Raw genomic sequence first — 23,685 nt, 5'->3', positions numbered from 1 at the left:
TGCCTCAGGAACCAGTCCGTTTGGGTACCCGCATGATTGTAGGAAAGGACCTACCCATTCGCTGAGAATTTTTTGTTATAGCAGTCAGGATTTGCTGCGAGTAAGGCAGGATCGTCGCAGACGAGGCCCTACAAAGCAGTGGTTTTTATCCGCGTCACTTTGCGCGACACTGTGCGCACGCCAAACCTGGAGCCCGATATGACCGCTAGCGCCGAAAAGTTCACCCGCCAGACCCTGCTCGATGTTCAGCCACTCACGCCGAACCTCTTCAGCCTGCGGGTTACGCGCGATGCGGGGTTCCGCTTCCGTTCCGGCCAGTTTGCCCGCCTGGGTGTGACCAAGGCCGATGGCAGTGTGGTGTGGCGCGCCTATTCCATGGTCAGCGCGCCCCATGACGAGCACCTCGATTTTTTCTCCATCGTGGTGCCAGGCGGGGAGTTCACCAGCGAACTGAGCCGGCTGGGGGCAGGCGATAACCTGCTGATCGACCGCCAGGCCTTCGGCTTCCTTACCCTCGACCGCTTCGTTGGTGGCCGTGACCTGTGGTTGCTGGCGACCGGTACTGGCATTGCGCCGTTCATGTCGATCCTGCAGGACTTCGAGGCCTGGGAGCGTTTCGACAACATCAAGCTTGTGTACTCGGTGCGCGAAGCGAAAGAGCTGGCCTATGTGGACGAGATTGCCGGGCTGGAGCAGCGCGATTACCTGGCTGAATTCGCCGGCAAGTTGCAGTTCATTCCGGTGGTGACCCGTGAGCAGCACCCAGGGGCGTTGAACCAGCGGATTACCACGCTGATCGAGAATGGCGAGCTGGAGAAGGCGGCGGGGCTGGAACTGTCGCCGGAACATTCGCGGGTGATGCTGTGTGGCAACCCGGAGATGATCGATGAGACGCGCAAGGTACTGAAGGCGCGCGACTTGCAATTGAGCCTGAGCAAGCGGCCGGGGCAGGTGGCGGTAGAGAATTACTGGTAAGGCTAATGGGGCCGCAAAGCGGCCCCCCGCAAATTCAAGGCAAGCGGTTCTGGTTCTGCGCCTTGAGAAGGTCGCGAATCTCGGTCAGCAAGGTCTCTTCTGCAGTCGGCACAGGCGGTGCAGTCGGCGCCACCGCCTCTTCACGCTTGAGTTGGTTGATCGCCTTGACTCCCATGAAGATGGCAAAGGCCACGATGACGAAGTCGATCACAGTCTGGATGAACTTGCCATACGCCAGCACCACCGCCGGAACGTCACCTTCGGCAGCCTTCAGGGTAATTGCCAGGTCGCTGAAGTCCACACCACCGATCAACAGGCCCAGTGGCGGCATGACCACGTCACCGACGAAAGACGAGACGATCTTGCCGAAGGCCGCGCCGATGATGATACCAACCGCCATGTCGACGACATTGCCTTTGACCGCGAAGGCCTTGAACTCACTGATCATGCCCATGTTTGGTTCCTTGTAACAAAAGGTGAGGTTTACGCAGTGTAAGCCACTTAAACGCTTCATGCGTTGTGTTCAGGGCCACAGACCGCTGTTAGAACGATTAGTTTTGTCGCATCCCGAGGCGTTCGAGGCACGTCCAGGTCGGCTATCATGGCGGTTTTTTCCAGGAGACCCCAGCCATGGCCAAGGCTAAGCGCTTGTATGGCTGCACCGAGTGCGGTGCGACCTTTCCCAAATGGGCCGGCCAGTGTGGCGAATGCGGGGCCTGGAACACCCTGGTCGAGACCATGATCGAAAGCGGCGGTGCCGCTGCGCCCAGTAGCGGCCGTGCTGGCTGGACCGGGCAGCAGGCGCAGATCAAGACCCTGGCCGAAGTCAGCGTCGAGGAGATCCCGCGCTTCACCACCAGCAGCACCGAACTGGACCGCGTGCTGGGCGGTGGCCTGGTGGATGGCTCGGTGGTGTTGATCGGTGGTGACCCCGGCATCGGCAAATCGACCATCCTGCTGCAGACCTTGTGCAACATTGCCGTGGGCATGCCGGCGCTGTATGTCACCGGCGAGGAGTCGCAGCAGCAGGTGGCCATGCGCTCCCGGCGCCTGGGCCTGCCCCAGGACCAGCTCAAGGTGATGACCGAAACCTGCATCGAGACCATCATCGCCACGGCCCGCGTCGAAAAACCGCGGGTCATGGTGATCGACTCGATCCAGACCATTTTCACCGAGCAGCTGCAATCGGCACCCGGCGGAGTGGCCCAGGTGCGCGAAAGTACGGCATTGCTGGTGCGCTACGCCAAGCAGAGCGGCACGGCGATCTTCCTGGTCGGCCACGTGACCAAGGAAGGCTCGCTGGCCGGCCCGCGGGTACTCGAGCACATGGTGGACACCGTGCTGTATTTCGAAGGCGAGTCCGATGGCCGCCTGCGCCTGCTGCGGGCAGTCAAGAACCGCTTTGGCGCGGTCAACGAGCTGGGTGTGTTCGGCATGACCGACCGGGGCCTGAAGGAAGTGTCCAACCCCTCGGCGATCTTCCTCAACCGCACCCAGGAGGAAGTACCGGGCAGCGTGGTGATGGCCACCTGGGAAGGCACCCGGCCAATGCTGGTGGAGGTGCAGGCACTGGTCGACGACAGCCACCTGGCCAACCCGCGCCGCGTGACCTTGGGCCTTGACCAGAACCGCCTGGCCATGTTGCTGGCGGTGCTGCACCGCCACGGCGGTATTCCCACCCATGACCAGGACGTGTTCCTCAACGTGGTGGGCGGGGTGAAGGTGCTGGAAACCGCTTCTGACCTGGCGTTGCTGGCGGCGGTGATGTCCAGCCTGCGCAACCGGCCCCTGGCGCATGGCCTGCTGGTGTTTGGCGAGATCGGCCTGTCTGGCGAGGTACGGCCGGTGCCCAGTGGTCAGGAGCGTTTGAAGGAGGCCGCCAAGCATGGTTTCAAGCGGGCCATCGTGCCCAAGGGCAATGCGCCGAAAGAGGCTCCGGCCGGGTTGCAGGTGATTGCCGTTACCCGGCTGGAGCAGGCTCTGGATGCGTTGTTCGAATAATTCGTGGCCCGTACTGGCCTCTTCGCGGGTAAACCCGCTCCCACAGGTACCGCATCAGCTTCAGGATTGCGCAAACCCTGTGGGCGCGGGTTTACCCGCGAAAGGGCCGGCACAGGCAAAACGAAAAAGGGGCCGACGATGCGCATCGGCCCCCCACCTCACCGCTCAGTCAGCGGTCAATGCTCGGCAACCGCACTGCGCCTGACCGTTTCATTGCCATGCTCGTCCAGTTCCAGCATCGGCACCTCATTACCCTCGGCATCGAACAGCTTGCCATCCTTGAAGTAGTCGCCATCACGCAGCGCTGAAATGTCCGAGTACTGGATGGTGCGCTCGTACGCGGCGGCAAACACCGACTGCTGGTCCGAGTTGCCGGCGGTGAAGTGGTTGAAGATCAGGTTCAGCAGGATGGCCATGATCGCCGCCGAGCTGATGCCCGAGTGGAAGATGGTCTCGAACCAGTTCGGGAAGTGGTGGTAGAAGGTCGGTGCGGCAATCGGGATCATGCCGAAGCCCAGCGAGGCAGCGACGATGATCAGGTTGACGTTGTTCTTGTAGCTGACCTTGGACAAGGTGCGGATACCGCTGGCAGCCACGGTGCCGAACAGCACGATGCCCGCGCCACCCAGTACCGGAGTAGGGACTGCGGCAATCACCCGGCCCATGATCGGCAGCAGGCCGAGCACCACCAGGATCAAGCCACCGGTGGCCACCACGTAGCGGCTCTTGACCCCGGTCACGGCTACCAGGCCGACGTTCTGGGCGAACGCGCTCTGGGTGAACGAGCCGAAGATTGGCGCCAGGATGCTCGATGCCATGTCGGCGCGCAGGCCATTGCCCAGGCGTTTGGAGTCGACCTTGGTGTCGATGATCTCACCCACGGCGAGGATGTCGGCCGAGGTTTCCACCAAGGTCACCATGATCACGATGCACATCGACAGGATCGCGGCGATGTGGAATTCCGGCATGCCGAAATGGAACGGCGTGGGGAAGGCGAACATCGGGCCCTCGGTCACTTTGCTGAAGTCGGCCATGCCCAGCGCCCAGGCGATCAGGGTGCCGACCACCATGGCCAGCAGGATCGACAGGCGTGAAATCGCCGCGCTGCCCAGTTTGCTCAGCAGCAGCACGATGGCGAAGGTCAGGGCCGCCAGGCCGATGTTGGCCACGCTGCCGAATTCCGGCGAGGCGCTGTTGCCACCCATCACCCAGCGAGCGGCCACGGGCATCAGGGTCAGGCCGATGGTGGTGATGACGATGCCGGTCACCAGCGGCGGGAAGAACTTGGTGATGCGCGAGAACACCGGGGTGATCAGAAAGCCGATCAGCGATGCTGCCATGACCGCACCGAGCACGCCCGGCAGGCCACCGCCGCCCTCGCTGCTGAGGATTGCACCCATGGTTGCCACACCGGCGAACGAAACGCCCTGCACCAGCGGCAACTGGCAGCCGAAGAACGGCAGACCGAGGGTTTGCAGCAGGGTGGCCAGGCCACCGGCAAACAACGAAGCGGCGATCAGCATGCCGATTTCGGCACCGTTCAGGCCCGCGGCCTGCCCCAGGATCAGGGGTACCGCGACGATCCCCCCGTACATGGTCAGCACATGCTGCAGACCATAGGCCAGGTTGGCACCAAGGCCGAGGTTTTCATCCTCGGGGCGCTTGGCGGGAGACGTGCTAGGGGACGTAGTCATGGAGCAGGCTCTCTGTTTATTGTTGTGGTGCTACTGTAGACACTTCCTACAAATGATTGCCACAAGAATTGTATACAATATTTTGATCGGAGCGCGCACAAGAGCGCCCGCAAGGTGTGCGAGAGCTCAATGCAGAAGGCGTACCAACTTGTCAGAGGCTGTGCTAGAGGGGTGTGTACAAAACGCTGCTACCCAGGCTTAAAGCTGTCTGGGTAGACAGGAAACAAAAGGAGGGGAAGCGATTAGCTAGCTAAGAGATTTCATTATTCGATCAGTTCGCGCAGTTCACGCATCATTTCGGTGCTGTCGGCCACGTTCAATTCCACAAGACGGTGCAGATGAGTCATCGACTCGACGTCGATGTACAGGCAGATGAAACCCAGGCGGTCTGGTTCCTCATGGCGCAGTTCAACCTGCATCTGCACGCGTGCATCGGGGCCCAGGTGAATGATGGCATCGAAGTCCTGGGTCAGGTCGGCATCCCAGTTGGCCGGGCGTTCGATCAGCAAACCTTTGAGTGAAAGGTCCAGCAGCTTGGCAGGCCAGCGTTGCACGCCCTGGCGCAGTTCGGTTGGGGCGTCGAAGTCGATGCGCTGGAAACGGCGGCGTTCGTCGTGATCGCTCATGGGGTAGATCCTCGCATAGGTCCTCAGGTGACATCCTGACTATAGTTAGAGTGGTATGTACATCAGGTACCGCAATCTGGCCGCAGAGGCTCTAGACCAAAGCAAGTGTGGCAATGCGCGATGACTCGCCCTAGACTCGATGGGCGGTCTTTTCCAATCCACCAGCTGGAAGCAAACCATGAACAACAATAATAGCCTGCTACGCCACATTCCGTGGCTGGCGCTGGCAGTCATAGGAGCCTGTGCGCTGGGCGTGGTTGCCCTGCGTCGCGGCGAGGCGATCAATGCCTTGTGGATCGTGGTCGCGGCAGTGGCCATCTACCTGGTCGCCTATCGTTACTACAGCCTGTTCATCGCCACCAAGGTGATGCAGCTCGACCCTCGCCGTGCCACCCCGGCGGTGCTCAACAACGACGGCCTGGACTACGTCCCGACCAACAAACACATCCTCTTCGGTCACCACTTCGCCGCCATCGCTGGTGCAGGGCCCTTGGTCGGCCCGGTACTTGCCGCGCAGATGGGCTACCTGCCCGGTACGCTGTGGCTGATCGCCGGCGTGGTGCTGGCCGGTGCGGTGCAGGACTTCATGGTTCTGTTCCTGTCCACCCGCCGCAACGGCCGCTCGCTGGGCGACATGGTGCGCGAGGAGATGGGCCGCATTCCAGGCACCATCGCGCTGTTCGGTTGCTTCCTGATCATGATCATCATCCTTGCGGTGCTGGCATTGATCGTGGTCAAGGCCCTGGCCGAAAGCCCTTGGGGCATGTTCACGGTGATGGCGACCATCCCGATCGCGATGTTCATGGGCATCTACATGCGCTACATCCGTCCGGGCCATATCGGTGAGATATCGGTCATCGGCGTGGTGCTGCTGCTGGCTTCGATCTGGCTGGGGGGCCAGATTGCCGCAGACCCGACCTGGGGCCCGGCGTTCACCTTCACCGGCGTGCAGATCACCTGGATGCTGGTGGGCTATGGCTTTGTCGCCGCGGTACTGCCGGTATGGCTGGTACTGGCGCCACGTGACTACCTGTCGACCTTCCTCAAGATCGGCACCATCGTCGGCCTGGCCATCGGTATCCTGATCATCGCGCCCGAACTGAAGATGCCGGCGCTGACCCAGTTCACCGACGGCACTGGCCCGGTGTGGAAGGGCACCCTGTTCCCGTTCCTGTTCATCACCATTGCCTGTGGCGCGGTGTCCGGCTTCCACGCGCTGATCTCCTCGGGGACCACGCCGAAGCTGCTGGACAACGAAACCAACGCTCGCTACATCGGCTACGGCGGCATGCTGATGGAATCGTTCGTTGCCATCATGGCCATGGTCGCCGCCTCGGTGATCGAACCAGGCGTGTACTTCGCCATGAACAGCCCGGCCGCGGTGGTCGGTGCCGATGTGGCGTCGGTGGCGCAGACGGTCAGCAGCTGGGGCTTCCTGATCACCCCTGAGCAACTCGAGGCCACTGCCCGCGACATTGGCGAGCACACCGTGCTGGCCCGTGCCGGTGGTGCGCCGACCCTGGCTGTGGGTATCGCGCAGATCCTGCACCAGGTGCTGCCGGGTGAAAACACCATGGCGTTCTGGTACCACTTCGCGATCCTGTTCGAGGCGCTGTTCATCCTCACCGCAGTGGACGCCGGCACCCGTGCCGGGCGCTTCATGCTGCAGGACCTGCTGGGCAGCTTCGTGCCGGCGCTCAAGCGCACCGAATCGTGGACTGCCAACCTGATCGGTACTGCCGGCTGCGTGGCCCTGTGGGGCTACCTGCTGTACCAGGGCGTGATCGACCCGCTGGGTGGCATCAACACCCTGTGGCCGCTGTTCGGTATCTCCAACCAGATGCTGGCGGGTATCGCCCTGATGCTCGGCACCGTGGTGCTGATCAAGATGAAGCGTCAGCGCTACGTCTGGGTCACCCTGCTGCCGGCCGTGTGGCTGCTGATCTGCACCACCACCGCCGGCCTGATCAAGCTGTTCGACCCGAACCCGGCAGTGGGCTTCCTGGCCCTGGCCAAGAAGTACAGCACCGCACTGGACGCCGGCCAGGTACTGGCCCCGGCCAAGGACATCGGGCAGATGCAGCACGTGATCTTCAATGCCTACACCAATGCCGGCCTGACCGTGCTGTTCCTGGTGGTGGTGTTCAGCGTGCTGTTCTTCGCTGTAAAGGTCGGCTTCGCCGCCCTCGGCCGCAAAGAGCGCACCGACAAGGAAACCCCGTTCCAGGCCCTGCCTGACGCTTGAGAGGACTGCTGCGATGTTCAACGACCTGGGTCGACTGGGTAAATACCTGGGGCAGGCAGCCCGCCTGATGGTCGGCATGCCCGACTACGACAACTACGTCGAGCACATGCAGACCAAGCACCCGGACAAGCCGGTCATGACGTACGAGGAGTTCTTCCGCGAACGCCAGGAAGCGCGTTACGGCGGCAAGTCCGGGCCCAAGTGCTGTTGAGCCTCAAGCGTTAACCTGTCCCGGCCTCATCGCCGGCAAGCCGGCTCCCACAGGTACTCCGCAGCCCTCAAGGTCTGTGCGGTACCTGTGGGAGCTGGCTTGCCGGCGATGAGGCCAGTGTTTTTTCCGCACAGGAGATGTTCTGCGTGCAGACGCCTATCCCCGTAACCGTACTCACTGGCTTCCTCGGTGCCGGCAAGACCACCTTGCTCAAGCACATGCTCAAGGCCGAGCACGGCCTGAAGATCGCCGTGATCGAAAACGAATTCAGCGAGGCCGGCATCGACAGCCAGCTGCTGGGCGACGAGCCGGTGCAGGTGATGACCCTGGCCAATGGCTGCGTGTGCTGCAGCATCCACGGCGACCTGACCCGCGCCTTGTACCTGCTGCTCGAACGCCTGGATGCCGGCGAGATCGCCTTCGACCGCCTGGTAATCGAATGCACCGGCCTGGCCGACCCGGCGCCGGTGGCCCAAACCTTCTTCATCGACGAGGAACTGCGTGAGCGCTACATCCTCGATGGCATCATGACCCTGGTCGATGCCGCCCACGCCGAGCTGCACCTGACCCAGACCATCGCCCAGGCCCAGGTCGGCTTTGCCGATCGCCTGCTGCTGAGCAAGACCGACCTGGTCGAGCCCGCTGCGGTCGAGGCCCTGCGCGAGCGCCTGGCCCGCATCAATGGCCGGGCGGCGATCCGCGTGGTCGAGCATGGTCGCATCGACCTGGCCGAGCTGCTGGATGTGCGTGGTTTCAACCTCAACCCCGATCTGGGCGCGAACCTGAAGCCAGCGCTACGCCCGCTGCTCAAGCCCGCTACCCCGGACCGGATCTCCACCTTGGTGCTGCGCACGGAAAGCGCGCTGGACATCGACCGCCTCAGCGACTTCATGAACGAACTGCTGGAAACCCACGGCAAGCAGCTGCTGCGCTACAAGGGCGTGCTGAACATTGCCGGTGAAGCGCGCAAGCTGGTGTTCCAGGGTGTGCTCAAGCTCTATGGCTTCGACTGGGACGCCGAGTGGGCCGAGGGTGAAACTCGCGAGAGCGTGATGGTGTTCATCGCTGACGAATTGCCCGAAGCTACGATTCGGGCTGGGTTCGAGGCGCTGGCTGCGGGCTGAGCTGACGCGGCGTCTGGGCCTGGAACCACTGCGGCCATGAGCTGCGGTGGCGTGTCTCGAGCTCGATGCACGGGATCAGGCGCTCGGTCAGCAGCGCCGTCTGCCGCACTGCCTTGGCGGTGCGGTACTTGACGCTGTGGATGCATTCGCGGTCGCCGAACTCGCAGCGGTTCAGCGCGGTGCCGCCGCAGGGGCCGTTGGCCAGGCCCTTGGGGCAGGTTTCCGGGCAGATGTACAGGGTGTCTTCCAGGCGGCAGCGGCCACAGGTGTCGCAGCCTACCAGCGGGTGTTTCACCGCGTGTTCCACCTTGTGCAGCACCTGTGCGCCAAGGCGGGTAGCCCACATCGGTTGGCGTACGGCCCAGCCAAATGCCTTGCTCAGGCTATTGCGGCGGCTGAACAACAGCGAATGCGTGCCGTGCATCAGGTGATAGCGCGCTTTCTCCTTGAACGAGGCATCGACTCGTGACTCGCCCTGGCGCCAGCTTGCCTGCGGCGGATGGAAGCTGACTGCCGGCAGACCGGGCATCTGCCAGCTGGCCTGCCAGGCCGGCGCCCATTGTTCCAGTGTGTGGATTTGCGCCTGCCAGTGCTCGATGCGTGCCTCCAGGGCCAGCAGTTGCTTGAGTTCATGAACCCCCGACAGATGCACGCCGGCGTAGCCCATCAGCTTCACGCCGATGATCTGCAAGGCCAGGCGGTCGACGCTGCGGGCCTGGGCAAAGGCCTTGGACTGCGCCGCTTCCGCTTCCAGCATGTCGCGCATGGACGGCGTGACGGTCACGCCGGCCACGTGCTCGAGCATCGTCGCACGCCCGTGGGTGAGGCTCATCAGGCAGGCCAGCATCGGCCTAGGCGTGGCCTGGCGGCTCATCCAGTGCATGGCTTCCTGGTGTTTGCCGGCATCGAAACCCAGTTGCAGGGTGAGAAAGTCGGCGCCCGCCGCCAGTTTTTTCTCGGCCTTGAAGTATTGGGCGCCGCCTTCTTCCTCGCAGTACTTGAACGGGTTGAGCGCCGCGCCAAGCAGCCAGTGCGGGCAGGCCTGGCGGGCGATCTGCAGGGCTGCGACCGATTCCAGGTAGCGCACCGGGCGCTGGCCGGGCTGGTGGCCGGGCAGGCGGTCGCCGGTAAGCAGCAACAGTTGGTCGAGGCCGGCGGCATCCATGCGTTGCAGTTGGGCGAGCAGGTGGTGGCGTTCGCGGTCCTTGCCGGAGAAGTGCGGCAGGGCGGGTACCGGGTTGCTGAACGAGGCGAGGGCGTCCAGTGGCGACATGTCCAGCGGGCTGCCGACGCGGTCGCCGATTGCCACGGTCATCGGCCAGCCGCACAGGTGCGCACGGGCCAGGATCGCGTCCATGGCGGCGAAGCGTTCTGTGGAGGGCTTGGGGACGAACTCCATGATGCAGACGAAGGTGTTTTCGCGCAGCGCGGTTTTCAGCAGGCTCATGGGGCCGGGTACCTGGTTTGGTCAGGCTGGCATTGTGCGGCAGAAGGCGGGTGCGGTCATGTCCGGATGCGCAGGCTGGTGCTCTGAATGAGACATCCGGGTTTGCCTGTGCCGGCCCTTTCGCGGCTAAAGCCGCTCCCACAGGGTGGCGCGGTACCTGTAGGAGCGGCTTTAGCCGCGAAAGGGCCAGTACAGGCAGTACAAATTCACGAACATGAATAAGTCTTGAGTTCATCTCAAATTTAATGAGTTTGTCTCAAGATGAAAGTGCCCGGAAAATCCCCTCATTCATTTATGCATGCTGAGGGACAAGACATGGCACTGGCACACAACCTGGGCTTTCCACGTATCGGCCGCGACCGCGAGCTGAAAAAGGCCCAGGAAGCCTTCTGGAAGGGCGAACTCGACGAAGCCGGCCTGCGCGCCGTCGGCCGCGAGCTGCGTGCCCGCCACTGGCAGGTGCAGAAAGACGCCGGCATCGAACTGCTACCGGTTGGCGACTTCGCCTGGTACGACCAGGTGCTCACACACTCGCTGACCTTCGGCGTGATCCCGCAGCGCTTCCGCAGCCACGACGCTGCCAGGCCCACTCTCCAGACCCTGTTCGCCATGGCCCGTGGCGCTGTGGGTGACAGCTGCTGCGGCGGCGCGCACGCCCAGGAAATGACCAAGTGGTTCGACACCAACTACCACTACCTGGTCCCCGAATTCACCGCCGACCAGCAGTTCGCCCTGAGCTGGGAGCAACTGTTCGAAGAAGTGGCAGAAGCCCAGGCCCTGGGCCATGCGGTCAAACCGGTGGTAATCGGCCCGCTGACCTACCTGTGGCTGGGCAAGGCCAAAGGTGGCGATTTCGACAAGCTGGAGCTGCTCGACCGCCTGCTGCCGCTGTATGACCAGATCCTCAACCGCCTGGCTGCCCAAGGCGTGGAATGGGTGCAGATCGATGAGCCGATCCTGGCCCTGGACCTGCCTCAGGACTGGAAGAATGCCTACGAGCGCGTCTACAACATCCTTCAGCGGGCGCCACTGAAGAAGCTGATCGCCACCTACTTCGGCGGCCTGGAAGACAACCTGGGCCTGGCCGCCAACCTTCCAGTCGATGGCCTGCACATCGACCTGGTGCGGGCGCCCGAGCAGTACCCGACCATCCTCGACCGTCTGCCGGCCTACAAGGTGCTGTCGCTGGGCCTGGTCAACGGCCGCAACGTCTGGCGCTGCGACCTGGAAAAGGCGCTGGAGGTACTGCGCCATGCCCATGAGCGCCTGGGTGAGCGGCTGTGGGTGGCGCCGTCCTGCTCGCTGCTGCACAGCCCGGTGGACCTGGACCGTGAAGACCAGCTCGATGCCGAACTGCACAGCTGGCTGGCCTTCGCCGTGCAGAAGTGCCAGGAAGTGGCGCTGCTGGCCAAGGCCATCAATGCCCCGCACGCCGACGACGTGGCCGCTGCACTGGCCCAGAGCCAGGCCGTGCAGGCCAGCCGCGCCGCTTCGCCGCGTATTCACAAGCCGGCCGTGCAGGCCCGCCTGGCGGCCATCAAGCCCGCTGACAGCCAGCGAAAATCAGCCTTTGCCCAACGTATCGTCAAGCAACGTGCGGGGCTCGACCTGCCGGCGTTCCCGACCACCACCATCGGTTCGTTCCCGCAGACCTCGGCGATTCGTCTGGCACGCCAGGCCTACAGGCAGGGCAAGCTGACCGAGGCCGATTACGTCGAGGCCATGCACAGCGAGATCCGCCATGCGGTGAAAATCCAGGAGGACCTGGGCCTGGATGTGCTGGTGCACGGCGAGGCCGAGCGCAACGACATGGTCGAGTACTTCGCCGAGCAGATCGATGGCTATGTATTCACCCGCTTCGGTTGGGTGCAGAGCTATGGTTCGCGATGTGTGAAGCCTGCGGTGATCGTTGGCGACCTGAGCCGGCCGAAGGCCATGACCGTGGAGTGGATCACTTATGCCCAGGGCCTGACCAGCAAGGTGATGAAGGGCATGCTGACCGGCCCGGTGACCATGCTGATGTGGTCGTTCCCGCGTGAAGACGTGAGCCGCGAAGTGCAGGCGCGCCAGCTGGCGCTGGCGATCCGCGACGAAGTGGTCGACCTGGAAGCGGCGGGTATCAGGATCGTGCAGATCGACGAAGCGGCGTTCCGTGAAGGCTTGCCGCTACGCCACGGCGCCTGGGCCCATTATCTGGAGTGGGCCACCGAGGCCTTCCGCCTGTGTGCTTCGGGGGTGCGTGACGAAACCCAGATTCACACCCACATGTGCTACAGCGAGTTCAACGACGTGATTGAGTCGATCGCGGCGATGGATGCCGACGTCATCACCATCGAGACCTCGCGGTCCGACATGGAGCTGCTGGCGGCTTTCGAACGGTTCGCCTACCCCAACGAGATCGGCCCGGGTGTGTATGACATTCACTCGCCACGGGTGCCGACCCGTGAGGAAATGGTCAAGCTGCTGCGCAAGGCTGCCCAGCGTATCCCGGCCGAGCGCCTGTGGGTCAACCCGGATTGCGGGCTGAAGACCCGCGGCTGGCCGGAGACCGAGGCAGCGCTGGTGAACATGGTCGCAGCTGCCCGCGAGCTGCGTGCCACTGCCTGATTTTTCGCTGGCTGTACCGGCCCTTTCGCGGGTAAACCCGCTCCCACAGGGTCCCCACTGGATTCAGCTTCAGTGGGGTTCCTGTGGGAGCGGGTTTACCCGCGAAAGGGCCAGGCCTGTTCAATTCAATCTGTGATCACCGCTCGATTGCCAGGGCCACGCCTTGCCCGCCACCAATGCACAGGGTTGCCAGGCCTTTCCTGGCGTCCCGCTTGATCATCTCGTGCAGCAAGGTCACCAGCACCCGGCACCCGGACGCACCAATCGGGTGGCCAAGGGCAATCGCCCCGCCATTCACGTTGACCCGCGTGGCATCCCATTCCAGCGCCTTGCCCACGGCCAGCGCCTGCGCGGCAAAGGCTTCATTGGCTTCGATCAGGTCCAGCTCGGCCAGTTGCCAGCCGGCCTTGTCCAGGCAGCGCTGGGTGGCCGACACCGGGCCGATGCCCATGATCGCCGGATCTACACCGGCACTGGCGTAAGCCGCGATCCTGGCCAGCACCGGCAGGCCCAGGGCCTTGGCCTTGGCGGCGCTCATCAGCAGCACGGCGGCGGCGCCGTCATTCAGGCTCGAGGCGTTGCCGGCAGTGACGCTGCCATCCTTCTTGAACGCCGGGCGCAGTTTGCCCAGGGATTCAGCGGTGGTATCCGGGCGTGGCTGTTCGTCCCGCGCGAACACCTTGGGTTCTCCCTTCTTCTGCGGCAGCACGATCGGGGTGATTTCATCATCGAAGCGGCCGGCTTCCATCGCCGCCACCGCCTTGCGCTGCGACTCGGCGGCGAAGGCATCCTGCTGCTCACGGCTGAGGCCGTACTGGTCCACCAGGTTTTCGGCGGTGATACCCATGTGGTAGTCGTTGAAGGCATCCCACAGGCCGTCGCTGATCATGCTGTCGATCAGCTGGCCATGGCCCATGCGCTGGCCGGTGCGGGCTGAAGGCATCACATAAGGGGCAAGGCTCATGTTCTCCTGGCCGCCGGCGATGACCACCTCGGCATCACCGCAGCGAATGGCCTGAGCGGCCAGGTGCAGTGCCTTCAGGCCCGAGCCGCAGACCTTGTTCAGGGTCATTGCCGGCACGCTGAAGGGCAGGCCGGCCTTGATCGCGGCCTGGCGTGCCGGGTTCTGCCCGGCGCCGGCGGTAAGCACCTGGCCGAGGATGACTTCATCGACCTGCTCCGGGGCCAGCCCGGTCTGTTCCAGCAGGCGCTTGATCACGGCGGCACCGAGGTCTACTGCAGGCACAGTGGCCAAGGCGCCCTGGAAGCTGCCGATGGCGGTACGGGTTGCGGCGACGATGACCACGTCGTTCATGTTGTTGTTCTCCGTGCGATGGGCGTAATGCCTCAAGCATCGGTGGCTTTGGCTCATTTGTTAAGTTTGTTTTTCTTTGCGATTGATGTGTAAAGCAAATGAATGAGCGCGAAGCGACCTGCGGAACTATGCTCAGGGATGCGCTATTACACTCATCTGGATGGGAGCACATGCCCATGCGTACATTGATCGCCATGACCCTCCTGATCGGCAGCAGCGCTGCATTCGCCGCCACCGAATGCACCACCGCTGACAAAAGCACCTGGCAGGATCAGGAAAAATTCCAGGCGCAGCTCAAGGAGCAGGGCTACAAGATCAACAAGTTCAAGGTCACCAAGGGTAACTGCTACGAGATCTACGGTTTCGACAAGGATGGCAAGAAGGTCGAGATCTACCATGACCCAGTGACGGGCAAGGCAGTCAAGACCGAGTACCACGATTGAACAGCGACGGCACGGTACAGCTGTGGGACCCCCTACTGCGGCTGTGCCACTGGTCGATCGCCGTGGTGTTCTTCGCCAACTACTTCTTCAACGAAGAGGGTGAAGACTGGCACCAGTGGCTGGGCTACTACGCACTGGCCGTTGTGGTGGTGCGTGTGGTCTGGGGCTTTGTCGGGCCACGCAGCGCGCGCTGGGCCGATTTCTGGCCATCCCCGGCAAGCCTGGTCGGACATGCCCGTGCGCTGCTGCATGGGGGGCTTGACCATCATATGGGGCATTCGCCGATTGGCGCCCTGGTGATGGTGCTGATGCTGACTTGCATCGCCGGCCTGGGCCTTACCGGGTGGGCGTCGCAGGAGGTGGACGCACTGTTTGGTGTCGACTGGCCGATGGACCTGCACAGCTGGCTGGCCAACGCGCTGCTGGTGCTGGTTTGCGTCCATGTGCTGGCGGCCATCTACGAGAGCGTGCGCATGCGGGAAAACCTGCCGTGGTCGATGATCACGGGGCGCCGTCGGCACCGCGATTGACTGTGGCGGCCTCTTCGCGGGCAAGCCCGCTTCCACAAGGATTGTGCAAAACTCAAGGTTTGCGCAGTACCTGTGGGAGCGGGTTTACCCGCGAAGAGGCCAGCACAGGCAACTCTGCTACACAGCCGGGCACTGATGGGTTACACAGTGAATCCCCCCGCCCCCCGCAGCAATGGCATCGATATCCAACTGCACGATATCCCGCCCCGGATACAACGCCGCCAGCAGCCCCCGCGCTTTCTCGTCCGCCGCCCCATCGCCAAACTGTGGCGCAATGATCGCGCCATTGATCACGAAGTAGTTGATGTACCCAGCGGCAAAGTCGTCATTACCTTTGCTGAACCTGTTGCGCCGCCCGTGCAGCGGCGGCGACACGACATGCACCTGCAACCTGCGGCCCTCGGCATCGGTGGCCCGCTTGAGGATATCCAGGTGCTTGCGCGTCACGGCGTAGTCATACGAGTCCGGGTCGTTATCCAGGTTGGCAATCACCACCCCCGGCCTGACGAAGCGGGCATAGAAGTCCACATGCCCGTCGGTGATGTCCTGGCCGGCGATGCCCGGTAGCCAGATGATCTTGCTCAGCCCCAGCCTTTCCTTGAGCTCCGCCTCGATCTCGGCCTTGCTCCAGCCTTTGTTACGGTTGGCGTTGACCCAACTGCTCTCGGTCATGATGCCCGTGCCGTGGCCGTCCACCTCTATGGCGCCGCCTTCACCCACCAGGTCGCTGCGCTGGTAGCGGGCACCGGCCAGCGTGGTCACGTGTCTGGCCAGTTGGGCATCGTTGCGGTGACGTTGCTTGTTGCCCCAGCCATTGAAGTTGAAGTCCACCGCCGCCAGAGCTCCGTCATCATCGACGACGAAGTTGGCGCCGATGTCGCGCATCCAGATGTCGTCCAGCTCGCACTCGACGAAACTTGTGCGCTGGCTGGCACAGTGCTGCTCGGCCAGCTCGCGCTCGCTGGCCCGGCAGAACACCGTCACTGGCTGATAGCGCGCGATGGCCTGGGCGATGCGACCGAGGGCGGCCTGCACATCGGCGGTGAAGTCCTCCCAGATCGCATCCTGGGCGCCAAAGGCGATGAATGCGCGTTGCTGCGGCTCGCCTTCGTCCGGCATGAACCAGCGCCCCGGTTCTTCGGCGCGGGCCAGGCCCAGCGGCAGGCCGAGGCTGGCACCGAGGCCGGCGGCCAGCGAAAGTTGCAGGAAGGTTCTACGGCTTGGCATGGCTCAGTCCTGTGCAGTCTTGAAGCGGGTCCACACGCGCATGCGTGCACGCATGTCGGCCTTTGGGATATCGCGGCCCGGGATCAGCCGGGCATAGGTGGCTTGGTCGAGGTAGATATCGGGGTTTTCGCGCATGCGCGGATCCACTGCCTGGCGTGCCTTGGCGCTGGCGGTAGGGTAACCGGTGAAGTTGCTGATGGCCGCCATGTTCGCCGGGCGCATGACGAAGTTGATGAAACGATAGGCGTATTCCGGGTGCTTGGCATCGGCCGGGATGGCCATGGTATCCATCCACACCGTGGTGCCTTGGCGCGGCACGCGGTACTGGAAGTCGAGATGCTTGCCCGCGGCTTCGGCGGTACGCTGCGCCTGGATCACGTCGCCACTGTAGCCCAGTGACAGGCACAGGTTCTCGTTGACCAGTTCGGTCACTGGTTGCGACTGGAACTTGCGCACGTACGGGCGAATCGCCTTGAGCAGTTCGCTGGCTGCGGCCAGGTCCTCGCGCTTGGCACTGCGTGGCTCGCGGCCCAGGTAGTTGAGGACCACTGCCAGCACTTCGTCGGGTGAATCGATGACTGAAATACCGCAGTCGGCGAATTTAGCTGCCAGCTCCGGCTTGAACAGCAGGTCGAGGTTGTCCAGCGGTGCATCGGGCATGCGCTGGCGGACTTTGTCGGCATTCACCATCAGGCCGATGGTGCCCCAGGTGTAGGGCACGGTCGCCTGGCTGGCCTTGGGGTACCGGGCGTGCAGCTGACGCAGCCCGGGCTCGATGTCGTCCAGGGCCTGCAGGCGGCTGTGGTCCAGTGGCTGTAGGCTGCCGGCGTGCATCAGGCGCTCGGCGACGGTATCACCGGGGAAGACCAGGTCGTAGCCACTGCGCCCGGACATCAGCTTGGCCTCGAGCACTTCGCTGCCATCCATCACGTCGTAGATCACCTGGATGCCGGTTTCGGCCGTGAACTGCTTGAGGGTGTCCTCGGCAAAATAGTCGGCCCAGTTGTACAGGCGCAGCACGGGCTGCTCGGCCTGAGCCTGGCAGGCGCAGACAGCCAGCGCCAAGGCGGCCAGAACGTGGCGTTTCATGCTCATGCCCTCAGGGTGTGTGGGTGAGTGCCGTCCAGGGTCAGCAGCGGTGTGTACATCTCCGGGCGGCGATCGCGGTAGATGCCCCAGCTCAGGCGGTCTTCCCGCATGCCGGCCAGATCCAGGTCGTGCAGCCAGATGCCACTGCTGTCGCGGTCGGCTTCGGCGAGCATGGCGCCCTTGTGGTCGCAGATGAACGACGAGCCATAGAAGCGCATGGCCAACGATGCGTCGCTGGCTGCGACTTCCTCGCCCACCCGATTGGCCGCCACCACCGGCAACAGGTTGGCGGCGGCGTGGCCGCGCATGGCTACCTGCCAGTGGTCGCGCGAGTCCAGTTCGGCACAGCCGGGCTCGGAGCCGATGGCGGTGGGGAACAGCAGCACTTCGGCGCCCATCAGTGCCAGGCAGCGGGCGGTCTCGGGGAACCACTGGTCCCAGCAGATGCCGATGCCCAGGCGGCCGAAGGCGGTGTCCCAAACCTTGAAGCCGGTATCGCCGGGGCTGAAGTATTCCTTCTCCTGGTAGCCGATGGCGTTGGGGATGTGGGTCTTGCGGTAGACGCCAAGCAGGCGGCCATCGGCATCGGCCACGGTTAACGAGTTGAAGAAGGCATTGCCGGCGCGCTCGTACCAGCTCAGCGGCAGCACCACGCCCAGCTCGCCGGCCAGTGCGGCGAAGCGCTGCAGGATCGGGCTGGCGGGGTAGGGCTGGGCGAGGGCCTGGTGCTGGTGGTCCTGTTCGATGCAGAAATAAGGGGTGGCGAACAGCTCCTGCAGCAGGATCACCTGGGCGCCCTTGGCGGCGGCCTGGCGTACCAGTTGTTCGGCGCGGTCGAGGTTGCCAGGCAGGTCCCAGCTGCATGGCATCTGGGTGGTGGCGATGCGCAGCAGGCTCATGGCTGCACCTCGGGTTGTTGCTGGGTGATGCAATGAATGCCGCCACCGCCATGGGCGATGTGGTCGATGCGCACCGGTACGATCTCCCGGCCCGGGAACGCGTGAGCCAGTTGCGAGGCGGCTTCCTGGTCGGCGGCGATGCCATAGGCCGGCATGATGATCGCGCCGTTGGCGATGTAGAAGTTGGTGTACGAGGCGCAGAATACCTCGGCGTCCTGGTCGACGGCGGCGCTGGCTTCATACAGGTCGAGCAGCTCGAAGTGCCGGCCTTGCGCGTCGGTGGCCAGTTCCAGGGCGCGGCGGTTTTCCCGCACGACTTCGGCGTACACCGAATGCTGGTCATGGGTGGCATCGACCAGCAGCACGCCGGGGCGGGCGAAGGCGCATACACCGTCGACGTGGCCGTCGGTCATGTCGCCGGTGATGTATTGTGGGTCGCCCGGTAGCCAGATGGTCTTGCGGATGCCCAGGTAGCGGGCGAAGCAGGCCTCGAACTCAGCCTTGCTCACGCCAGGGTTGCGGTTGGGGTTGAGCAGCACCGACTCGGTGGTGATCAAGGTGCCTTCGCCGTCCACATGAATCGCCCCGCCTTCGTTGCACAGCGCCGTGCTGAAACCGTCCAGGCCCAGGTGGTCGAGGATGCGCCGGCCGAGGCTGCGGTCCTGGCCGTGCTGCGACTTGCCACCCCAGGCGTTGAAGCGCCAGCTCAGGCCGGCCAGGCCATGCTGTGGGTGGCAGACGAAGCTTGGGCCGCTGTCCCGGCACCAGCTGTCGTCCACGGCCATTTCGACCAGTTCGATATTGGCGCCGCAGAGGGCACGTGCGCTTTGCCAGGCCGAAGGGTCGACCACCATCTTCACCGGCTCGAAACGGGCGATGGCTGCCGCGACCCGGGCGTAGTCCTGCTGTACGTCGGCCAGGCGCACGTGCCAGCCGCTTTCCCACAGGGCCTGGTTGTGTGGCCAGACCATCCAGGTGGCAGCGTGGCGGGCCCATTCGGCGGGCATGCGCCAGCCGCTGTCGAGGGACAGGTGCATAGAGAACTCCGATCAATTAAGGATTTTTATCAACGAAGCCCGCCGTCGCGGGTGTTGATGTCCATGCTATGGCTAGGCTTGGCCTGCGACAAACGATAGATTTAGCGCACATCTGATCAGCAGGGCTTATCAATCATGCTCAAACACTGGCCACCCCTGAATGCCCTGCGCGGCTTCGAAGCCGCTGCGCGGCTGGGCAGCTTCCACAAGGCCGCCGAAGCGCTGAACCTGACCCAGTCGGCCATCAGCCAGCAGATTCGCAGCCTGGAAACCTACCTGGAGCAGCCGCTGTTCCACCGCAGTGGCCGCAGCGTGAGCCTGACCGACGCCGGGCACGACCTGCTCAGCACCACGCAGTCGCTGCTGCAGCACCTGGCGGTGGGCATTCGCCGGCTCGACCAGTACCGCAAGCCCAATCAACTGGTGGTCAACACCAGCCCGGCCTTTGCCAGGCACTGGCTGCTGCCGCGGCTGGCCGACTTTCACCAGCGCTGCCCGGATGTCGACTTGTGGCTGTTCACCAGTTTCGAAGTGCCGGACATGGCGACCGAGACCATTGACCTGGCCATCCGCGATGACCTCAGTGCCCAGGCCGAGTGCAGCTTCAACGTGCTGCACCAGGACCAGCTGTACCCGGCCTGCCACCCGGCGTTGCTGCAAACGCCGATGTCGCGGCGCACCACCTTGCATGGCGAGCGCGAAATGGACTGGAGCCACTGGCAGCTGGAGGGTGGCGAGGATGTGGGGCAGCAGGGCAAGGGGCTGAACTTTTCCGACCCCGGGCTGCTGCTGGATGCGGCGAGCGAGGGGTTGGGGGTGGCCCTGGTCAGCCAGTTGCTGGCGCGGCGGGCGGTGGAGGAGGGGCGTTTGCAGGCTTTGTCGGCGCAGCGCGTGCGTGGGCCGGCGTGGGCTTGCCTGGTGCATCGGGACAGCCAGGATGATCTGCTGGCCCGGCAGTTCCTGGAATGGCTGAAAGAGGCTCTCTTGTCAGATTGATGTTGCCTGCACAGGCCCTATCGCCGGCAAGCCAGCTCCCACAGGTCCCTCACAGGGCTCAAGTTTTGCGCCGTCTTTGTGGGAGCTGGCTTGCCGGCGATAGGGCCGGTACAGGTAATCCACCGTTTTGCATCCCCAAGATCACCCCGTAATATGTGTCGGATAACCTGCGGGGGTAGTCTCACCCTCTGATCAACCGGAATCGCCCATGGCGGCGCTTCCCCCGGCATAAACCTGACGAGGTACAGACATTGGCCATCATTCATCCTAAGGTCCGCGGTTTCATCTGCACCACGACTCACCCGAAGGGCTGCGAGCTCAACGTCCGTGACCAGATCGAAGCCACCCGCAAGCTGGGCGTGCGCGAGGATGGCCCGAAGAAGGTCCTGGTCATCGGTGCTTCCAGCGGCTACGGCCTGGCAGCCCGCATCACCGCGGCGTTCGGCTTCAAGGCCGACACCCTGGGCGTGTTCTTCGAAAAACCAGGCACCGAGACCAAGGCCGGTACCGCTGGTTGGTACAACGCTGCAGCCTTCGACAAGTTCGCCAAGGCCGAGGGCCTGTACAGCAAGTCGATCAATGGTGACGCCTTCTCCGACGAAGCCCGTGCCAAGGTCATCGAGCTGATCAAGAACGAAATGGGCGGCAAGGTCGACCTGGTCATCTACTCGCTGGCCTCGCCAGTGCGCAAGCTGCCGCAGACCGGTGAACTGGTGCGTTCGGCCCTGAAGCCGATCGGCCAGCCGTACAAGTCGACCGCCATCGACACCAACAAGGACACCATCATCGAGGCCAGCATCGAGCCGGCTACCGAGCAGGAAATCGCCGACACCGTCACCGTCATGGGTGGCCAGGACTGGCAGTTGTGGATCGACGCCCTGGCTGGTGCCAACGTGCTGGCCGAAGGCGCCCGCACCGTGGCCTTCAGCTACATCGGCAGCGACATCACCTGGCCGATCTACTGGCACGGTGCGCTGGGCCAGGCCAAGCAGGACCTGGACGAAACCGCCCTGCGCCTGGACAAGAAGCTGGCCGATGAAGTGAAGGGCGGCGCCAACGTGGCGGTGCTGAAGTCGGTGGTTACCCAGGCCAGCTCGGCCATCCCGGTGATGCCGCTGTACCTGTCGATGGTGTTCAAGATCATGCAGGAGAAGGGTGTTCACGAAGGCACCCAGGACCAGCTGGACCGCATGTACCGCGACCGCATGTACCGTGCCGACGGCGCGCCGGCCGAGGTCGACGAGAAGGGCCGCCTGCGCCTGGACGACTGGGAACTGCGTGATGACGTGCAGGACGCTTGCAAGGCGCTGTGGCCACAGGTGACCACCGAGAACCTGTTCGAGCTGACCGACTATGCCGGTTACAAGAAGCAGTTCCTCAACCTGTTCGGCTTCGAGCGCGCTGACGTCAACTATGACGAAGACGTGGCTACCGATGTGAAGTTCGACTGCATCGAGCTGTAATCGCTGTCGGCCTGTACCGGCCCTTTCGCGGGTAAACCCGCTCCCACAGGGATCACTTCTAACTTGAGGGGAATGGAGTACCTGTAGGAGCGGGTTTACCCGCGAAGAGGCCGGTACAGGCTATAAAATCTTTGCTAGCTTTGGCGCACAATGACAGGGAATGTGCCATGAGCAGCCTCACCCAACCCGCCACTGCCTTTCGCCATACCGCAGCCGACGGCTACAGCCTCGGCGGTTTTCGCTGGCGCCACGCCCGACCTGACCGCCAGCGCCCGCTGGTGATCATCAATGCTGCCACCTCGGTACGCTGCCGTTACTACTCGCGTTTCGCCGACCACCTGTTTGCCCAGGGGTGCGATGTGCTGACCTACGATTACCGTGGCATTGGCGAATCCCGCCCGGCCTCGCTGCGTGGCTTTCAGGCATCCTGGAGCGACTGGGGCCGGCTGGATTTCGAAGCCATGCTGGTGCATGCAGCAGAACATTTCCCCGGTCAGCCGGTGGACGTGGTGGGGCACAGTTTTGGCGGGTGCGCAGTGGGGCTGGCACCGTCGGCGAGCAAGGTTCGCCGGGTGGTGATGGTTGGCGCGCAATTCGCCTACTGGCGTGATTATGCGGCTGACCAGCGTTGGCAGCTGTTCTGCAAGTGGCATGTGGTAATGCCGCTGCTCACCCGCGTGTTCGGTTACTTTCCCGGCAAGCGTCTGGGTTGGCTGGAGGACACGCCATCCGGCGTGGTGCACGATTGGACCACCCGTACCCCGCGCTATGAGCACCGACCCAGCGGGCGTGCACTGGAGGCACTACCGTTCGCTCAGGTGCGGGCGGCGACGCTGGCCATCAGCCTGACCGATGATCCCTTTGGTACCGTGGCGGCGACCGAGCGTTTGCTGGGTTATCTGCAGGGCGCCGAGCGCCAGCACCTGCGTATTGCGCCTGTGGATATCTCGGTCGATGAAATTGGCCATTTCGCGTTCTTCCATGACCGCTTTCGCGAAAGTTTGTGGCCGGTGGCCTTGCAGTGGTTGCAGCAGGGTGGGTTGGCGGGTGAGGTCCCAGGAAGGATCATGGGTTGATGCTGTCTGCGCCGGCGAAAGGGCCGCGGAGCGGCCCCAAAATCTCAAGCCTTGCGCGCAAGCGGCAGCTCGGCGAACTTGACGCCCGCCAGCCCATGCTTGATCAGCGCACGGATATTGCCATGGTCGCTGCCCTCGGGCGTGGCCACCACGTCACGGTAGTGCTCGCCAAAGGCCAGCAGCGCTTCCTGGTCGCTCAGCCCTTCCAGCAGCGCCAGGCCCAGGGTCTTGCACGAACCTTCGTTCTGCCCGGCCGCATTTGCCACGCCGCCATTGTCGAAGGCCTGTGGCTGGTAGCTGTAGTTGTCGGCAATGAACGCCAGGGTGTCGGCAAACACGTGTTGGCCGCTGGCCAGGCTGGCGCGCAGGGTGTTCAGGTCAGTCACGGGGTTTTCCTTTTTCGAACGCCGCTTGTTGGTCGGCGCTGGCTTCTTTCTGGTATTGGGCTTTCCACTCGGCGTAAGGCATGCCGTACACCGCTTCGCGGGCATCATCCAGGCTCAGGTCGAGCTGGCGCTCGTCAGCCGCGGCCTTGTACCACTTGGACAGGCAGTTGCGGCAGAAGCCGGACAGGTTCATCAGGTCGATGTTCTGCACGTCGGTGCGCTTCTGCAGGTGTTCGACCAGGCGCCGGAACGCGGCGGCCTCGAGTTCGAGCTGTTGCTGTGGGGTCATGGGCT

Annotated in this window: 22 protein-coding genes; 11 read left to right on the top strand and 11 right to left on the bottom strand. The window is 63.6% G+C overall.

All coding sequences use genetic code 11. The annotated features are described in order from the left end of the window. The first annotated feature begins 198 nt into the window (after positions 1–198). Entirely contained in the window at positions 199–975 is a 777-nt protein-coding gene (locus WM94_RS26480) for a ferredoxin--NADP reductase (RefSeq protein ID WP_061552486.1), read from the top strand. A 34-nt stretch (positions 976–1,009) separates the two neighbouring features. Here WM94_RS26480 and mscL read toward each other — a convergent pair whose 3' ends face one another. Then, positions 1,010–1,429, bottom strand: a complete 420-nt coding sequence (mscL, locus tag WM94_RS26475; protein WP_013974214.1) for a large-conductance mechanosensitive channel protein MscL — start codon at positions 1,427–1,429, stop codon at positions 1,010–1,012. A gap of 176 nt (positions 1,430–1,605) precedes the next feature. Between mscL and radA the strand changes: the two genes are divergently transcribed. After that, the gene (gene radA / locus WM94_RS26470) at positions 1,606–2,976 is read left to right on the top strand and encodes a DNA repair protein RadA (RefSeq protein ID WP_003251626.1); all 1,371 of its coding nucleotides are present in this window, start codon (positions 1,606–1,608) and stop codon (positions 2,974–2,976) included. A 176-nt stretch (positions 2,977–3,152) separates the two neighbouring features. Here the strand turns inward: radA and WM94_RS26465 are convergent, their stop codons facing one another. Further along, positions 3,153–4,670, bottom strand: a complete 1,518-nt coding sequence (locus WM94_RS26465; protein WP_013974213.1) for a nucleobase:cation symporter-2 family protein — start codon at positions 4,668–4,670, stop codon at positions 3,153–3,155. A 263-nt stretch (positions 4,671–4,933) separates the two neighbouring features. Continuing rightward, positions 4,934–5,296 carry a PilZ domain-containing protein gene (locus WM94_RS26460; RefSeq protein WP_003258337.1) on the bottom strand — a complete coding sequence of 121 codons (363 nt, stop codon included), beginning with the start codon at positions 5,294–5,296 and terminating at the stop codon, positions 4,934–4,936. Between the two features lie 178 nt (positions 5,297–5,474). On the opposite strand from WM94_RS26460, the gene WM94_RS26455 reads away from it, so the two are divergent. From WM94_RS26455 to yjiA, 3 genes are all read left to right on the top strand, one after another. Then, positions 5,475–7,541: a carbon starvation CstA family protein gene (locus WM94_RS26455; RefSeq protein WP_024087740.1), complete on the top strand. Its 2,067-nt coding sequence runs from the start codon at positions 5,475–5,477 to the stop codon at positions 7,539–7,541. Between the two features lie 13 nt (positions 7,542–7,554). Beyond that, on the top strand, positions 7,555–7,752 hold the full coding sequence (locus WM94_RS26450; protein WP_013974210.1) for a YbdD/YjiX family protein: 198 nt from the start codon (positions 7,555–7,557) through the stop codon (positions 7,750–7,752). 146 nt (positions 7,753–7,898) lie between these two features. Further along, positions 7,899–8,876 (top strand): GTPase, encoded by a 978-nt coding sequence (gene yjiA / locus WM94_RS26445; RefSeq protein WP_061552508.1) that lies wholly within the window; start codon positions 7,899–7,901, stop codon positions 8,874–8,876. Here yjiA and WM94_RS26440 read toward each other — a convergent pair. Next, positions 8,836–10,323, bottom strand: coding sequence for a methylenetetrahydrofolate reductase C-terminal domain-containing protein (locus WM94_RS26440; protein ID WP_061552485.1), 1,488 nt, complete (start codon positions 10,321–10,323; stop codon positions 8,836–8,838). The genes yjiA and WM94_RS26440 overlap by 41 nt on opposite strands. Before the next feature lie 315 nt (positions 10,324–10,638). On the opposite strand from WM94_RS26440, the gene metE reads away from it, so the two are divergent. After that, positions 10,639–12,930, top strand: a complete 2,292-nt coding sequence (metE, locus tag WM94_RS26435) for a 5-methyltetrahydropteroyltriglutamate--homocysteine S-methyltransferase (RefSeq protein WP_061552484.1) — start codon at positions 10,639–10,641, stop codon at positions 12,928–12,930. A gap of 136 nt (positions 12,931–13,066) precedes the next feature. Here metE and WM94_RS26430 read toward each other — a convergent pair whose 3' ends face one another. Continuing rightward, positions 13,067–14,245, bottom strand: coding sequence for an acetyl-CoA C-acetyltransferase (locus WM94_RS26430; protein ID WP_061552483.1), 1,179 nt, complete (start codon positions 14,243–14,245; stop codon positions 13,067–13,069). Between the two features lie 176 nt (positions 14,246–14,421). Between WM94_RS26430 and WM94_RS26425 the strand changes: the two genes are divergently transcribed. Together WM94_RS26425 and WM94_RS26420 are read left to right on the top strand one after the other, a co-directional pair. After that, positions 14,422–14,688: a PepSY domain-containing protein gene (locus WM94_RS26425; protein WP_003260712.1), complete on the top strand. Its 267-nt coding sequence runs from the start codon at positions 14,422–14,424 to the stop codon at positions 14,686–14,688. Then, complete coding sequence (locus WM94_RS26420) at positions 14,685–15,218, top strand: cytochrome b/b6 domain-containing protein (RefSeq protein WP_023661197.1); 534 nt, start codon at positions 14,685–14,687, stop codon at positions 15,216–15,218. Before WM94_RS26425 ends, WM94_RS26420 begins: the two co-directional genes overlap by 4 nt. Positions 15,219–15,335: 117 nt before the next feature. Here the strand turns inward: WM94_RS26420 and WM94_RS26415 are convergent, their stop codons facing one another. Genes WM94_RS26415 through WM94_RS26400 form a run of 4 tightly spaced genes read right to left on the bottom strand, consistent with a single transcriptional unit; the run spans position 15,336 to position 19,470 of the window. Further along, on the bottom strand, positions 15,336–16,445 hold the full coding sequence (locus tag WM94_RS26415; protein WP_061552482.1) for an agmatine/peptidylarginine deiminase: 1,110 nt from the start codon (positions 16,443–16,445) through the stop codon (positions 15,336–15,338). A 3-nt stretch (positions 16,446–16,448) separates the two neighbouring features. Beyond that, complete coding sequence (locus tag WM94_RS26410; RefSeq protein WP_082810651.1) at positions 16,449–17,534, bottom strand: extracellular solute-binding protein; 1,086 nt, start codon at positions 17,532–17,534, stop codon at positions 16,449–16,451. 2 nt (positions 17,535–17,536) lie between these two features. Continuing rightward, entirely contained in the window at positions 17,537–18,433 is an 897-nt protein-coding gene (aguB, locus tag WM94_RS26405) for an N-carbamoylputrescine amidase (RefSeq protein ID WP_061552480.1), read from the bottom strand. Continuing rightward, positions 18,430–19,470, bottom strand: coding sequence for an agmatine/peptidylarginine deiminase (locus tag WM94_RS26400; protein ID WP_061552479.1), 1,041 nt, complete (start codon positions 19,468–19,470; stop codon positions 18,430–18,432). The genes aguB and WM94_RS26400 overlap by 4 nt, the downstream gene beginning before the upstream one ends. 135 nt (positions 19,471–19,605) lie before the next feature. Here WM94_RS26400 and WM94_RS26395 point away from each other — a divergent pair, with 135 nt between their 5' ends. The 3 genes from WM94_RS26395 (at position 19,606) to WM94_RS26385 (ending at position 23,005) form a co-directional block, all read left to right on the top strand. Further along, the gene (locus WM94_RS26395; protein ID WP_061552478.1) at positions 19,606–20,466 is read left to right on the top strand and encodes a LysR substrate-binding domain-containing protein; all 861 of its coding nucleotides are present in this window, start codon (positions 19,606–19,608) and stop codon (positions 20,464–20,466) included. 251 nt (positions 20,467–20,717) lie between these two features. After that, positions 20,718–21,929, top strand: a complete 1,212-nt coding sequence (fabV, locus tag WM94_RS26390; protein ID WP_023661196.1) for an enoyl-ACP reductase FabV — start codon at positions 20,718–20,720, stop codon at positions 21,927–21,929. 167 nt (positions 21,930–22,096) lie between these two features. Next, a complete protein-coding gene (locus tag WM94_RS26385) occupies positions 22,097–23,005 on the top strand; it encodes an alpha/beta fold hydrolase (RefSeq protein ID WP_039613043.1) in 909 nt (302 codons plus the stop codon). A gap of 44 nt (positions 23,006–23,049) precedes the next feature. On the opposite strand, the gene WM94_RS26380 is transcribed toward WM94_RS26385, so the two are convergent. Together WM94_RS26380 and WM94_RS26375 are read right to left on the bottom strand one after the other, a co-directional pair. Then, positions 23,050–23,391, bottom strand: a complete 342-nt coding sequence (locus WM94_RS26380) for a HopJ type III effector protein (RefSeq protein WP_003260709.1) — start codon at positions 23,389–23,391, stop codon at positions 23,050–23,052. Beyond that, positions 23,384–23,680 (bottom strand): DUF1244 domain-containing protein, encoded by a 297-nt coding sequence (locus tag WM94_RS26375; protein ID WP_003260708.1) that lies wholly within the window; start codon positions 23,678–23,680, stop codon positions 23,384–23,386. Before WM94_RS26375 ends, WM94_RS26380 begins: the two co-directional genes overlap by 8 nt. Positions 23,681–23,685: the final 5 nt, after the last annotated feature.

The organism is Pseudomonas sp. ABFPK (assembly GCF_001586765.1).
GTDB classification, from domain to species: Bacteria; Pseudomonadota; Gammaproteobacteria; order Pseudomonadales; family Pseudomonadaceae; genus Aquipseudomonas; species Aquipseudomonas asiatica.
The sequence above is the reverse complement of the archived record's forward strand: the minus strand, read 5'-3'. Positions and strand labels throughout refer to the sequence as shown.

What these genes read in the sequence shown, in the direction of transcription:
- metE (WP_061552484.1), top strand. Translation starts at nt 10,639, where the DNA reads ATGGCACTGGCACACAACCTGGGCTTTCCACGTATCGGCCGCGACCGC.
- WM94_RS26440 (WP_061552485.1), bottom strand. Translation starts at nt 10,323, where the DNA reads ATGAGCCTGCTGAAAACCGCGCTGCGCGAAAACACCTTCGTCTGCATC.
- aguB (WP_061552480.1), bottom strand. Translation starts at nt 18,433, where the DNA reads ATGAGCCTGCTGCGCATCGCCACCACCCAGATGCCATGCAGCTGGGAC.
- WM94_RS26460 (WP_003258337.1), bottom strand. Translation starts at nt 5,296, where the DNA reads ATGAGCGATCACGACGAACGCCGCCGTTTCCAGCGCATCGACTTCGAC.
- WM94_RS26450 (WP_013974210.1), top strand. Translation starts at nt 7,555, where the DNA reads ATGTTCAACGACCTGGGTCGACTGGGTAAATACCTGGGGCAGGCAGCC.
- WM94_RS26455 (WP_024087740.1), top strand. Translation starts at nt 5,475, where the DNA reads ATGAACAACAATAATAGCCTGCTACGCCACATTCCGTGGCTGGCGCTG.
- WM94_RS26385 (WP_039613043.1), top strand. Translation starts at nt 22,097, where the DNA reads ATGAGCAGCCTCACCCAACCCGCCACTGCCTTTCGCCATACCGCAGCC.
- WM94_RS26415 (WP_061552482.1), bottom strand. Translation starts at nt 16,445, where the DNA reads ATGCCAAGCCGTAGAACCTTCCTGCAACTTTCGCTGGCCGCCGGCCTC.
- WM94_RS26395 (WP_061552478.1), top strand. Translation starts at nt 19,606, where the DNA reads ATGCTCAAACACTGGCCACCCCTGAATGCCCTGCGCGGCTTCGAAGCC.
- WM94_RS26430 (WP_061552483.1), bottom strand. Translation starts at nt 14,245, where the DNA reads ATGAACGACGTGGTCATCGTCGCCGCAACCCGTACCGCCATCGGCAGC.
- WM94_RS26375 (WP_003260708.1), bottom strand. Translation starts at nt 23,680, where the DNA reads ATGACCCCACAGCAACAGCTCGAACTCGAGGCCGCCGCGTTCCGGCGC.
- WM94_RS26410 (WP_082810651.1), bottom strand. Translation starts at nt 17,534, where the DNA reads ATGAAACGCCACGTTCTGGCCGCCTTGGCGCTGGCTGTCTGCGCCTGC.
- WM94_RS26425 (WP_003260712.1), top strand. Translation starts at nt 14,422, where the DNA reads ATGCGTACATTGATCGCCATGACCCTCCTGATCGGCAGCAGCGCTGCA.
- mscL (WP_013974214.1), bottom strand. Translation starts at nt 1,429, where the DNA reads ATGGGCATGATCAGTGAGTTCAAGGCCTTCGCGGTCAAAGGCAATGTC.
- radA (WP_003251626.1), top strand. Translation starts at nt 1,606, where the DNA reads ATGGCCAAGGCTAAGCGCTTGTATGGCTGCACCGAGTGCGGTGCGACC.
- WM94_RS26480 (WP_061552486.1), top strand. Translation starts at nt 199, where the DNA reads ATGACCGCTAGCGCCGAAAAGTTCACCCGCCAGACCCTGCTCGATGTT.
- WM94_RS26400 (WP_061552479.1), bottom strand. Translation starts at nt 19,470, where the DNA reads ATGCACCTGTCCCTCGACAGCGGCTGGCGCATGCCCGCCGAATGGGCC.
- WM94_RS26465 (WP_013974213.1), bottom strand. Translation starts at nt 4,670, where the DNA reads ATGACTACGTCCCCTAGCACGTCTCCCGCCAAGCGCCCCGAGGATGAA.